We start from the raw sequence: 13,262 nt of genomic DNA, 5'->3' as shown, positions 1-13,262 counted from the left end.
AGCGAGAGAAATGCTTCATATCGACTGCCCATGCTGCGGCCCGCGCGACCATGACGAGTTCCGCTATGGCGGCGACGCTTCCGCGGTGCGTCCGGCGCATGACGATCCCGACCCGGAGGCATGGTACCGCTATGTCTATGTGCGCAAGAACCCGGCGGGGCTGCACCGGGAATTCTGGCAGCATGTGACCGGCTGCCGGCAATGGCTGGTCATCGAGCGCGACACGAGAAACCACGCTATCGCATCGGTCGGCTTCGCCAGGAAAATGCCAGCATGAAAATGATTGGAAATCGTCTGGCCGCCGGCGGCCGCATCGACCTCACGCAGCCGCTCCGCTTCACATTCGACGGCCGCGAGCTGGGCGGCTATCGAGGTGATACGCTTGCTTCCGCGCTGCTTGCCAATCGGGTCATGCTGACAGGCCGCAGCTTCAAATACCATCGCCCGCGCGGCATCTTCTCGGCCGGCCCGGAAGAACCCAACGCGCTAGTCACGCTCGGAAGCGGCGGACGGCGCGAACCGAACTTGCCCGCCACGACACTGGAACTGGCTGAAGGTATGGCTGCCGAAAGCCAGAACCGCTGGCCGTCCCTTGCCTTCGACATGCAGAGCGTCAACGGCCTGTTTGCGCCGCTCCTTTCCGCTGGCTTCTACTACAAGACCTTCATGGGTCCGACCCGCCGCGCCTGGATGTTTTACGAGCATTTCATCCGCAAAGCCGCGGGATTGGGCCGGGCCGGCACCGAACCCGATCCCGACCGTTACGAGACCCGGCATGCATTTGCCGATATTGCAGTCGTCGGCGGCGGCCCTGCCGGCCTGTCGGCGGCGCGCGCCGCGGCAGCCAGCGGCGCCAGGGTCGTCCTCGTCGAGCGGGATTTTCTGCTCGGTGGCCAGCTTCTTGCCGAGCGCCCCGATGGTGAGGCGGCAGCTTGGCTGACAAAGATCGAGGCGGAACTTGCAGGCCAGCCCAACGTCACCGTGATGCGCAAGACGACGGCGTTCGGCACCTATGACGGCAACACGCTGGGGCTGATCGAGAGGCATGACGGCCAAGTCGCGCAAGACGCTGCTCGGCAGGTCTTCACCATGCTGCGCGCCCGCTCGATCGTCTTTGCAGCCGGAGCCATCGAGCGGCCGCTGGTGTTCTCCAACAACGATCGGCCGGGCGTCATGCTGGCGTCCGCCACCCGGACCTATCTCAACCGCTTTGCCGTGCTGCCGGGGAAAAACATCCTCGTTGCAACGATGAATGACGGCGCCTATCGCGCTGCTTTCGACCTCGCCGCCGCCGGCGCGCAAGTGACGATCGCGGACCAGCGCGGCGCTCCGCCCGCCGGTCTGGCGGCGGAAGCCGGACGCCTGAACGTAGAGATCCGCTCCGGAACCCGGATCGCCGACCTGCGCGGCAGCCATGCGGTGAAGGCAGCACAGCTTGCCGGGCCGAACGGCAAATCGGAAATCGCCTGCGATTTCGTCTGCGTCTCCGGCGGCTGGTCGCCGACCGTGCATCTCACCTCGCATCTTGGCGTCAGGCCCGTCTATCGCCACGACATCGACGGCTTCGTTCCGGGCGGCTTTCCGGCAGGCCAGTTCGGCGCCGGCGCGATGATGGGGCGCTTCTCGACCGCCGGCGCGATCGAGGACGGCCACCGCGCCGGCGTCGAAGCGGCATGCTTCTGCGGAAAGTCAGCGGCGTCGCCGGCGCCGCATGAACTCGATCTCGAAGAGGCCCCGGCCGCTCCCTTTCGCGCGATCTCTTCCGCGGGGCGCGGCAAGGCCTTCGTCGATCTCCAGATGGATGTGACCACGAAGGACATCGAGCTCGCCCATCGCGAGGGCTATGAATCGGTCGAACACCTGAAGCGCTACACCACGCTCGGCATGGGGACCGACCAGGGCAAGACCAGCAATTTCGCCGCGCTTTCGGCCATGGCGGCGTTGCGCCGGGCGACGATCCAGCAAACCGGAACCACGACCTTTCGCCCGCCCTATGCGGCGGTCGCGATCGGCGCGCTGGCCGGCCGTGCCGTCGGTGATCATTTCAAGCCGGTCCGCCGCACGCCGATGCACGACTGGCACCTGGCAAACGATGCCGAGATGCTCGAGGTCGGCCTCTGGATGCGGCCCTATTTCTACCGCGGCGCCGGATGCGATGTGAATGAAGCCTATGTCGCGGAGATGCGGACGGTGCGCGGTGGCGCCGGGCTGATGGACATTTCCACCCTCGGCAAGATCGACGTGCAGGGACCGGACGCGGCCATCTTCCTCGACCGCGTCTACGCCAACGGTTTCGCCAAGCTTCCCGTTGGCCGCGCGCGCTACGGCGTCATGCTGCGCGACGACGGCGTCGTCTTCGACGACGGCACCACCACGCGCTTGTCGCAAAATCGCTTCTTCATGACCACCTCGACCGCCAGGGCCGCCGACGTCCTGTCGCGGCTGGAATTCCTGCTCGACACCGCCTGGCCGGATTTGCGTGTCGCGGTCTCATCGGTAAGCGACGAGTGGGCGGCGATGTCGGTCGCCGGGCCAGGAAGCCGCGATGTCCTCGCCGCCGCCTTTCCCGCGCTCGATGTCTCCAACGAGACGCTGCCGCATATGGGCGTCATCGAAGCCGGGTTCGAGGGACGGGCCCTGCGCATCATCCGCCTCAGCTATTCCGGCGAGCGCGCCTACGAAATCTATGTCGGTGCAAGCGCCGGCGGGCAGGCCTGGAGCCGTCTCATCGAAGCAGGCGCGCCGTTCGGCCTCAAGCCCTATGGCGTCGAGGCGCTTGGTGCGCTGCGTGTCGAAAAGGGCCATGTCGCCGGACCCGAGATCGATGGCCGCACCACGCTCGACGATCTCGGCCTCGGGCGCATGGTCGGCAAACACGGCGGATTCGTCGGTGACGTCCTGCGTCGCCGCCCGGCGTTTCAGGCGCCCGACCGCCAGCGCCTCGTCGGGCTGGAATGCATCGAGGACGGCAGGCGCCTGCGCGGAGGCGCGATATTGTTCCTGCCTGGCGATGCGGTCGTCGGCCACGGGCGCGGCCGGATCACCTCGGTCACCTTCAGCCCGGAACTCGGCCACTATGTCGGACTGGCGCTGTTCGCGGGCAATGCCGCGGCCGAAGGGGACGAAGTCATCGCGGCCTATCCGATGCGGACAGAGACCGTTCGCGCCCGCATCGTGCCCTCCGTCTTCCTCGATCCCAAGGGAGAGCGCATGCATGGTTGAACCTGTGCTTTCGAAGGGCTTCAATCTGTATTCGTCGGATTGTCCGATCATTCAAATCGAGAGCTGGGAAGGAACGCTGGCGAGATTCGAAGCGAGCGTCTCGCAGGCCTTGGGCGCGACGCTTCCTGCCAGCGTCGGCGAGACGGTTCGGCATGCCGGCGCTCTCATCGTCAGGATCGCCCCCCGCCGTCTTTGGCTGATCGTCGAGAGCGGTGCGGAACCGCCCGCCATTGCAATCGATCCGGAATTGGGCTGCTCGGTTCCGCTCGGCGAAGGCCGGGTGCGGTTCAGGATGGAGGGTGCCCGTCTTCGAGACATTCTCTCTGCCTGCATGCCGGTCGACTGGTCGTCCGCCGCTTCGGCCCCCGGCCGTGCCGTACAGACGTCCATCCATCATGTGCCGGCGCTCTATCTGCGAACCGGCGAGGGCAGCTGCGACCTGATCGTGCCGCGAAGCTTCGCCCGCAGCCTTGCCGACTGGATTGCCGCCGCGCGTTAAAGCAATTCCAGGAAAGGTGCGTAACGTTTTCCGCTCGCGATTGCGTAAGGAAAAAGCTGGACCTGTTCGGCGATCCTGTCGGCCGCTGAGCCCACACTGTCCGTCGCGTGAATTCGACAGTGCCTCCTGGCATGGCGAAAGCCGGTCACCCTGCCGCGGGTGATGCGGCTCAACCGTCAATTATTCGCCGCCGGCACGACAGACATGATGATTTCCGTCCTATCCGCAGCCCTCGCTCCTTAATCCATATCAGGCTTTCTGATACAGTCCAGATAATGCGTTGACATGACCTATGGTCTAATCGAAGATGCCTGACCTAGCGGCATGCCCTTGAGAGCAGCCGCAACGGGAGGATACGGCATGTTATCGAGGAGAACTTTCATTCTGCTCGCAGGGACGGCCCTCGCCAGCAGGAAAGCCTACGCGCAGGCGCAAATACCGACTTCGGACATTCCACGCGACCAGCTTCTGATACTCGAAAACCCGGAAGGCACGATCAAGAACGCGGGATGGTTCAACATCTGGGCCATCAACGCCGGCGGTCAGTCGACGGGCCTGCATCAGCAGGCGATGGACACGTTCTGGTATATCGATGCCGACCATGGGATCGACGGCGTCTGGGACAACTCCCTTGCTTCGGACAAGCCCCGGTACAATTCCGATTTCACTGAAATGACCGTGAAGCTGCGGTCCGGCATCTTCTGGAGCGACGGCGTCGAATTCACAGCCGACGACGTGATCTACACGGTGGAAACCCACATGAAGACCAGCGGTCTACGGTGGAGCGCGCCCATCCAGATCAATGTCGCCTCAGTCGAGAAGAAAAGTCCGACCGAGATTCTCTTCAAACTGAAAAAGCCGAACTCACGCTTCCATGCGCTGTTTACGGTCCGCTGGAACGCGATGTGGATGATGCCGAAGCACGTCTTCGAAAAGGCCGGCGACGTGCTCAAATTCGACTTCAACCCACCAGTGTCGCTCGGCGCCTACAAGCTGAGGAACTACGACCAGGGGGGCAAATGGTTCATCTGGCAAAAGCGCGATGACTGGAAACGCACCAGCGTCGCCCGTTTCGGCGAACCCGGCCCGACATATCTGGCCTATATCGATCCGGGGCCACCGGAAAAGCGGGTGATCGAGCAGCGCAACCACCAGCTGGATGTCATCCACGACACTTCGCCGGAAGGCATGTTCACGCTGGCCAAGGAATCCCCGTCCTCGACCAGCTGGTTCAAGGGCTTCCCTTACGCTCATCCGGACCCGACATTGCCGGCCGTCATTTTCAATCACCAGATCGAGAAGTTCCAGAACAAGGACGTGCGCTGGGCGTTGGCCTTGCTGATCGACATCAAGGCCCTCGACATGGCCTCGTATCGTGGCGCGGCAACGATCTCGGCGATCGGTGTTCCACCGACGGGACTTTATCCAAAATGCTATTTCGAGCCCATGGAAGAATGGCTGACCAGCTTCGAGGTCGATACCGGCAAGCGAAAGATCAAGCCTTACGACCCGACAATGGGCCAGCAGATCGCGGAGATGCTGCGGCCCTCGATGGGAGACAAGGTGCCATCGAAACCTGAAGACATCGCGACCGCCATCGGGCGCGGCTGGTGGAAGCGCGACCAGCAGGCTGCCGCCGAGCTGCTGGAGAAGGCAGGCTTCACCAAAAAAGGCGACGAATGGTACCAACCCGACGGCAAGCGCTTCTCGGTCAAAGTCATGGTCGAGGGCGACCTTCGCCCGGTCATGACGCGGGCGGGCTCGCTAATCGTGCAGTTGTGGCGGCAGTTCGGCATCGACGCCCAGATCGACGTCGCGCAAGGCACTTTGATCGACCGGCGCGGCGTCGGCGACTTCGAAACCTTCATCGGGTGGAGCGTGGAGACCTGGGGCGGCCACCCCGATCTCTCCTTCTTCCTCGACAGCTGGCACTCGCAGTTCGTGGCAGAGCCCGGCAAGGTGCAGCCGCCGCGCAACTGGCAACGGTGGAAGGAGCCGCGTCTCGACAAGATCATCGAGGAGATCAGGACGATCGACTTCGATGCCCCCCGGGGCGTGGAGCTCGGCCTTGAATATCTGAAGCTCGCGACCGAAGAGATGCCCACGATACCTCTGATGTCCTACAATGTGTTCACCGTGATGGACACGACCTACTGGACCGGTTTCCCCAACGCAGAAAACGCGCCCTACACCGACCCGGTGCCGAACTGGGCCAATACCAGGTACATGATGGTGAAGCTCAAATCCACGAAGGCAGGCTAGCAGCAGACCCATCATCCTCAGGGCGGACGGAGGCGCACGCATGGTGCGCCCCCCACCGCAGGGCAAGCCGCCAAACCGACCAGAGCGACCGATGCAAGCCTACGCCATCCATGTTCTCAAGCGTCTCGGGCAATTCATCCTGGTTGTCTACATCGGCATCACGATCACTTTCTTCATCACGCACCTGACCCCAGTCGACCCGGTCGAGCATGCTGTGGCGCAGGTTAGTTCGTTCGGCTTCTCCAGTCCTGAATCGATCGAACTCCTGCGCACCTCCCTGCGCGAGATGTACGGCGTGGGCGACGATCTCGGGCTGCAATATCTCAACTTCCTGAAACGGGTTGCGGTACTGGATTTCGGCCCGTCCCTTTCGGCCTTTCCCACTCCTGTCGGCGTGCTGATCGGGCGCGCGCTGCCGTGGACGATCGGCCTGCTCGCGATCTCGACTCTGTTGAGCTGGTTCCTGGGCAACCTGCTGGGCGGTCTCGCCGGCTATTACCGGAAGAACCGGCTGCTCAAGGCGATCGGGGTGATCGCGATGGGAATGCATCCGGTACCCTATTACATCGTTGCCTTCGTCCTGCTCATTGTCTTCACCTTCCTCTTGCCGATCCTGCCCAGTGGCGGCGGATATGAGATGAATCTCACGCCCGGCTTCACGCCCCGCTTCATCGGCAGCGTCTTCATGCACTCAATTCTCCCAGCACTCTCACTGATCCTCGTCGGCATCGGCGGCTGGTTCATGGGCATGCGCGCACTCGTTTCCAACATCGTCACGGACGACTACGTCGTCTATGCGGAACTGGCGGGCGTGCCGCGAGGCCGCATCCTCGCTTCCTACGTGATGCGCAACGCCTTCATGCCCCAGATCACTGGTTTGGCGATCTCCATCGGATCGATCTTCAACGGCGCCATCATCACCGAGCAGGTGTTCGGCTACCCCGGTATCGGGCGGCTGCTGGTCGATGCCGTTCACGCGGCCGACTACTCACTTGTCCTCGGCATCGCCTCGATCTCGATTATCTCGGTGTCGGCCGCCGTTTTCCTGATCGACATCATTTACCCGCTGATCGATCCGCGCGTGCAGGTGAAGGCATGATCCAGACCGTAAGGGATCTGTTCCGCTACAATGGCGAGTTCGCGATCGGCGCCATCATCATGCTGGCGGTGGTGGCGATGTCTCTCGCGTCTTTTTTCTCGCCCTACTCACCAATCGATTCCTACCTCGTCCCAATGGATGTGCCACCATCGGAACCCTATTGGTTCGGCACAAATTCGCGCGGCCAGGATGTGTTCTGGCAGCTCACTTTCGCCCTCCGCAACACGCTGGCCTTTGGCTTTGTGGTGGCTTTCATCAGCCGCGTGCTTTCTCTCATCGTCGGCCTCCTTTCGGGCTATCTCGGCGGCATGGTCGATCGCGTGCTCATGTCGATCAACGATACCTTTATCGTCATCCCGCTCTTTCCGCTTCTTGTCCTACTCTACTTCGTCCTGCGTGACGAAATGACATGGATCATGCTGGCGCTGGTGATGTCTTGCCTCGGCTGGGCCTATGACGCCCGGCTGATACGCTCCGTGATGATCAGCCTGAAAACCCGCGAGTTCACCAATGCCGCCGTCTTCTCGGGCATGTCGACGCCGCGCATCGTCGCCGAAGAACATCTGCCCTATGTGCTGCCGATCGTGTTCTCGACTTTCATGAACAACATGAACTGGTCCATCGGCCTCGAGGTCACGCTGGCCGTGCTCGGCTTCACCGACGTGGACACCCCTACCATCGGCAGCATGATCTTCTGGGCCAACCAGCATAGCGCCATGGTTTCGGGCACATGGTGGTGGTACCTGTTCCCGACCTTCTTCATCACCCTGACATTCATCGGCCTCTTTCTGCTGTCGATCTCGATGAACGAGTATATCGACCCACGCAGCCGGCTGAGCCGGATGGGGAACGGCTGATGTCGGACCGGGGTCTCGCGGATGGCGACGCCAAGGACGCGGTGCTGCGGACCAAGAACCTGCGGGCCTATTACCAAATGAGCTATTTCGGTATCGACCGCGAAGTCCGCGCCGTCGATTCGATCACCATGCATGTCCGCCGCAACGAGATCTATGGACTGGCGGGCGAGTCCAGTTGCGGCAAGACGACGTTCATCAAGACCATCGCCGCCGCGATCCAGCCGCCTCTCAACGTGATCGGCGGCTCCATCCGCTACAGCTTTCTCGACCGCGACATCTATGCGCTGGCGCCCGAGCAACGCGACGCCATTCGCTGGCGGCATCTGTCATACATCATGCAGGGCTCGATGAGCGTCCTCAATCCTGTTCGCCGGGTCCGGCGGACCTTCGAGGACTTTGCCTTCCGGCATATGGGCCTCCAAAAAGATGCATTCCTGGAGGCGGTGAAAACCCATCTTGCACGCCTCCGCCTATCCCCCGATATCCTCCAGGCCTATCCGCATGAACTTTCGGGCGGCATGCGCCAGCGCGTCTGCATTGCACTGGCGACGGTCTGTCGGCCCGATTTCATCATCGCCGACGAGCCCACCACCGCACTCGATGTCGTCGTCCAGAAGGACGTCCTGACCATGATCCGGGAAACGCAGCGTCAGTTCGGATCTTCGATGATCTTCGTGACGCACGATTTGACCGTGCATGCCAACATCGCCGATCGCCTTGGCATCATGTATGCCGGGCGCCTCGTCGAGGAGGGCCCGACGGCGGCCGTCTTTGCCAATCCGCTGCACCCCTATACCGCACATCTGGTGGCAAGCCTCCCCAGGATCGGCGACGCCACCGCGCGGCCGGCGCTGCCAGGAGCGCCTCCCAACCTGGCCGAGCCGCCGGCCGGATGCAGGTTTCATCCCCGTTGCCCCTTGGCGATGGACATATGCCGGCGCGAGGTTCCCGCCCTTACCAGGCTCGCGCCGGACCATCGCGTTGCCTGCTTTGCGGCCAGCACCGAGGTTCGCCCGGATACGGCCGACACGGAGACTGCCGAAGAGACCGCAGAGGAAGGCGCATGACCGGGACCAGCCTTCTCGAGGTCAGCCATCTCACCAAGTCTTATGCTCGTGGCGGCATCCTTGGACGGCAGAGCTTCGACGCCGTAAGCGACGTGAGTTTCACGCTGCCAGCCGGGCGACCAGAGGTGTTCGCCATCATCGGCGAGTCGGGAAGCGGCAAGACGACCCTCGCCCGCATGATCCTGAACATGATTACGCCGACGGCCGGCAGCATACGATTCAAGGACAGGGATCTAACGGCGCTACGAAGACGTTCGGCGCGACTTGCCTTCATGAAGCAGGTCCAGCCCATCTTCCAGAATCCGTTCGAAGCGTTCAGTCCGTTGAAGCGCGTGGATCGATATCTGCTGATATCGGCAAAGAACTTCATGGGGGCCAGGTCACGTGCCCGGCGTGAGGAGTCTGCCAACACCGCCCTAGAAAAAGTCGGCCTCTCCCTGACGGAAATCCGCGGGCGCTTCCCGCACGAATTGTCCGGGGGACAACTTCAGCGCGTCGCGATCGCCCGCGCACTCGTTTCCGAGCCCTCGCTGATCGTCGCAGACGAACCCGTGTCGATGGTCGATGCGTCGCTGCGCATGTCGATCGTCAACCTGTTCAGGACACTGCGCGACGATCTCGGCGTGTCGATCATCTACATCACGCACGATCTGGCCACCGCCTATCAAATCAGCGACCGGATCATCATCATGCGCAAGGGAGAGATTGTCGAGAGCGGCCCTGCAAAGGAGATCCTCGACCATCCGCAGCACCCATATTCGCAGCTTCTCAAGGATTCCCTTCTGTCGCCGGATCCCTCGGGAACGGGCGTGCTTACCGGTTCCGGCGTGGCCGCGCAGCAGGTGCGCGCCGATGCCGGCAATCCCAAACCGGAGGCAGGCGCTGTCCGGATCGAGTGAATTTCGTACGCATTCATCCACCAGGAAACAGAGCGGTAGGACCATGCAAAAGGCACAAGTGCGTTTCGACAGAGACTTCATCATCGGCGAGACGGACAAACGTCTGTTCGGCGCTTTTGTCGAGCATCTCGGGCGATGCGTCTATGGCGGTATCTTCGAGCCCGGCCATCCCACGGCGGACAAGAACGGCTTCCACCGCGACGTCCTCGAGCTGGTGAAGGAACTGGCACCCACAATCATGCGCTATCCCGGCGGCAATTTTGTCTCGGGATACGATTGGGAAGATGGCGTCGGCCCTGTCGAAAAGCGCCCTCGCAGAATGGATCTCGCCTGGAAATCGATCGAGACCAACCAGTTCGGGACCAATGAATTCATCGACTGGTGCCGGCTTGCCGACATCGAACCGATGCTGGCCGTGAATCTCGGCACGCGCGGGCCGGACGAGGCAAGGCACTATCTCGAATACTGCAATCACCCCTCCGGCACCACGCTTTCCGACCTTCGCCGGTCGCACGGCTGGGACAAGCCGCATGACGTTAAATTCTGGTGCCTCGGCAACGAAATGGACGGTACCTGGCAAATGGGCGCCAAGACCGCCCAGGAATATGGGCGGATTGCAGCCGAAGCGGCGAAGATGATGAAGCTGACGGACCCGTCGATCGAACTTGCCGCCTGCGGTTCGTCGGGACGTAAGATGTCGACCTACGGGGAATGGGAAAGGGTCGTGCTGGAACACACGCTCGATCATGTCGAGTACATCTCGCTCCACACCTATCTCAACAACTATGCCGACGACACGCCCTCCTTCCTCGCCAGCCCCGACCTGATGGACAGTTTCATCGAGGAGGTCGTCGCTATCGCCGATTCCGTGGCGGCACGGCGCAGGTCATCGAAGCGCATCATGCTGAGCTTCGACGAATGGAACGTCTGGTATCGGACGCGGCGTGGCGACGACAACCGCATTCAGACCGGATGGCCGGTCGCGCCGGCCATCCTCGAGGAGAAATACAACATGCAGGACGCACTGGCCTTCGGAGGCGCCTGCATCTCACTGCTCAATCATGCCGACAGGGTCAAGGCCGGATGTCTGGCCCAACTCGTCAACGCTATCGCCCCTATCATGACCGAAACCGGCGGACCAGCTTGGCGCCAAACGATCTTCTGGCCCTTTGCCGACTTCAGCAATCTGGGCCGCGGACGCGTGCTGCGCACATACGTGGATGTGCCGACCTATTCCGCTCGCTACTACGACCCGACGCGGACCGAAGAGCTTTACGACAAGATCGAAGCCGTGCCGTTTCTCAAGCTTTCCGTGGTTCACTCCGAGGCTGACCGCACGGTGACGCTGTTCATGCTCAACCGCAACCTTTCCGATGGCATCGACGTGAGCATCGAAGCTACCGGCTTCGGCACGTTGACGAAGCGCCTGGCCCATGAACTGCGACACAACGATCTCCTCGCCCTCAACACGAAGGAGGCGCCGGACGAGGTCAAACCGACTGAATTCAGTTCCATCGAAGCGACGAAAGATCGAATTAGCATCAAGCTTGAGCCGGCGTCCTGGACCGTCGTGCGGTTCGACACATCGAAATGACGGAATAGGTCGGGAAGACGAGCCTTACCGGGCAAGGTGAAGGCGCATGACGATGTCCTGGTCGTAATTGCCGAAGCCACGGCCAAAGATGTTCACGCCGCCGGGATGTCGGGCATTGTCGTCGATGCCGATCCTCATCCTTATTGAGTGATGCTCCGCAAGGCCGATATCGGCTACGGTCACGCCGGAGATCGAGATGCCGTCAATGAAGGAGCCGGATTTGTTGATACGCCAGGTCTTGAGCTTGCCGTATTGCGAGCCTTCGAGCTTCCACCAGTTCGGCGTATAGACGCCGCGCTTGTCACCGAAATCGCCGGGCGAAGTCCATGTGCCGATGCGGTGGTCGTTCACCCAGAGCGTGATGTCGGAGGGCCAATCGAGATTGGTCCCCGGCACCTCGGATGAGAGCTCCATCGAGAATTCCAAGGCCTCGACACGTGAGTTCACCAGTTTGGCGTTGTTGGGAAACTTGTATTCGACAAAACCACGCCCAAACCAGACAAGGGCAGCCTGGACGCGTCCTGGATCGAGGAAGAAGTCCGGTACATCGAGCAGACCGATCACTCCTTCGGTCGAACAAAGACCACACGGAGCGTTGACCTCGCAGCCCGTGAACAGTCCGAGGGGCATCGCAACCTCGATCTGATTGTCCTTGCGGCGCTCTTCTCCTGAATCGAAGCGGAGGATGATCTCGTCGTATTTGGGTGCGCAGATCTTCTGGTGACCTTTCTTGGCCTTGATCGGGTAGGTATCGACCAGGCCGGCCTCTTCCAGCATCTGAATATTCGTGGCGACGGTGGATTGAGGGAGTCCGAGCTCCTTGCTGATCTCGTTCACATTCAACTTTCCCGATTTGTGGAGAAGCTGGAGAATGCGCATGCGGACCGGGGATGCCAGTCCTTTGAGGACCGGGACACCGTTATCCGGCGTCACGTTCAGGAAACTGCGTCTCATGCAAACTGCTCATGTGCGGCTATATATCAGAAAGTCTGATCACAAGCATACATGAGCGGGCGCTCAAAGCGCTATAGCGTGTTTTGGCCTGTCCGCGCATCTGGTGTGCCCGGCGACGCGGTCGATATCATCGCCCGCATCGGCGAAGCACGCGGCATGACTGGTGGAGACCGACACGCCAGCGCGCCGGCCTCCACCCTGGTTCGTGGCTCAGTTGTGGCGGATTTCCGTGCCGAGCACCTTCAGGCACTCACGGATGAAGGCGGCCAGCGCCGTCCATCCCTTGGCCGACACCATCGTACCATCGACATAGGCTTCCGTCGGCGAGAGGTCGATATAGGTTCCGCCCGCGAGAGTGACTTCCGGCTCGCAAGCGCCCAGCGCACCGACCTTCTTGCCGCGCACGACACCGTCGACCGCGATCAGGATCTGCACGCCATGGCAGATCGTGAAGATCGGCTTCTTGGTCTCGTGAAAGTGTCGAACGATCGTCTGCACACGCTTGTCGGTGCGGATGTATTCCGGTCCGCGTCCGCCCGCGCAGTAGACCGCGTGGTACTGGTCGAGCTGCTTTTCCGCATCCGAGAACGTCTTGTTGATCAGCGCGTAGTGCCCGAGCTTTTCGGTGTAGGTCTGGTCGCCTTCGAAATCGTGCAGCGAGGTCTTGATCAGGTCGCCTGCGTTCTTGTCGGGGCAGACGACATGGACCGTGTGACCGACGGCTTCCATGGCTTGCTGGTAAACGAAAATCTCGTATTCCTCGGTGAACTCACCGGTCAGCATCAGTATCTTCTTGCCTGGCATAGCTC

General features: G+C 61.7%; 11 protein-coding genes. 9 read left to right on the top strand and 2 right to left on the bottom strand.

The window, feature by feature from the left end; genetic code table 11:
• Nucleotides 1–10: 10 nt before the first annotated feature.
• The 9 genes from LB566_RS09435 (at nucleotide 11) to LB566_RS09395 (ending at nucleotide 11,499) form a co-directional block, all read left to right on the top strand.
• Complete coding sequence (locus LB566_RS09435) at nucleotides 11–277, top strand: sarcosine oxidase subunit delta (RefSeq protein WP_224624206.1); 267 nt, start codon at nucleotides 11–13, stop codon at nucleotides 275–277.
• The gene (locus LB566_RS09430; protein WP_318012834.1) at nucleotides 274–3,222 is read left to right on the top strand and encodes a sarcosine oxidase subunit alpha family protein; all 2,949 of its coding nucleotides are present in this window, start codon (nucleotides 274–276) and stop codon (nucleotides 3,220–3,222) included. Before LB566_RS09435 ends, LB566_RS09430 begins: the two co-directional genes overlap by 4 nt.
• On the top strand, nucleotides 3,215–3,721 hold the full coding sequence (locus tag LB566_RS09425) for a sarcosine oxidase subunit gamma (RefSeq protein WP_224624205.1): 507 nt from the start codon (nucleotides 3,215–3,217) through the stop codon (nucleotides 3,719–3,721). The genes LB566_RS09430 and LB566_RS09425 overlap by 8 nt, the downstream gene beginning before the upstream one ends.
• Before the next feature lie 360 nt (nucleotides 3,722–4,081).
• Nucleotides 4,082–5,983, top strand: a complete 1,902-nt coding sequence (locus tag LB566_RS09420; RefSeq protein ID WP_224624204.1) for an ABC transporter substrate-binding protein — start codon at nucleotides 4,082–4,084, stop codon at nucleotides 5,981–5,983.
• 91 nt (nucleotides 5,984–6,074) lie between these two features.
• Complete coding sequence (locus LB566_RS09415) at nucleotides 6,075–7,082, top strand: ABC transporter permease (protein ID WP_140552077.1); 1,008 nt, start codon at nucleotides 6,075–6,077, stop codon at nucleotides 7,080–7,082.
• Entirely contained in the window at nucleotides 7,079–7,939 is an 861-nt protein-coding gene (locus LB566_RS09410) for an ABC transporter permease (RefSeq protein WP_140552078.1), read from the top strand. Before LB566_RS09415 ends, LB566_RS09410 begins: the two co-directional genes overlap by 4 nt.
• Nucleotides 7,939–9,006, top strand: coding sequence for an ABC transporter ATP-binding protein (locus LB566_RS09405; RefSeq protein ID WP_224624203.1), 1,068 nt, complete (start codon nucleotides 7,939–7,941; stop codon nucleotides 9,004–9,006). The genes LB566_RS09410 and LB566_RS09405 overlap by 1 nt, the downstream gene beginning before the upstream one ends.
• A complete protein-coding gene (locus tag LB566_RS09400) occupies nucleotides 9,003–9,905 on the top strand; it encodes an ABC transporter ATP-binding protein (RefSeq protein WP_224624202.1) in 903 nt (300 codons plus the stop codon). Before LB566_RS09405 ends, LB566_RS09400 begins: the two co-directional genes overlap by 4 nt.
• Before the next feature lie 43 nt (nucleotides 9,906–9,948).
• Entirely contained in the window at nucleotides 9,949–11,499 is a 1,551-nt protein-coding gene (locus tag LB566_RS09395; RefSeq protein WP_224624201.1) for an alpha-N-arabinofuranosidase, read from the top strand.
• Nucleotides 11,500–11,523: 24 nt separating this feature from the next.
• Here LB566_RS09395 and LB566_RS09390 read toward each other — a convergent pair whose 3' ends face one another.
• Both LB566_RS09390 and LB566_RS09385 read right to left on the bottom strand, forming a co-directional pair.
• Entirely contained in the window at nucleotides 11,524–12,453 is a 930-nt protein-coding gene (locus tag LB566_RS09390) for an ArsR/SmtB family transcription factor (protein WP_140552082.1), read from the bottom strand.
• 210 nt (nucleotides 12,454–12,663) lie between these two features.
• Complete coding sequence (locus tag LB566_RS09385) at nucleotides 12,664–13,257, bottom strand: DJ-1/PfpI family protein (protein WP_140499290.1); 594 nt, start codon at nucleotides 13,255–13,257, stop codon at nucleotides 12,664–12,666.
• Nucleotides 13,258–13,262 lie beyond the last annotated feature (5 nt).

The organism is Mesorhizobium sp. CA13, assembly GCF_020165235.1.
In the GTDB taxonomy this organism is placed as follows: Bacteria; Pseudomonadota; Alphaproteobacteria; order Rhizobiales; family Rhizobiaceae; genus Mesorhizobium.
This window is presented reverse-complemented; position numbering and strand designations above follow the sequence as displayed.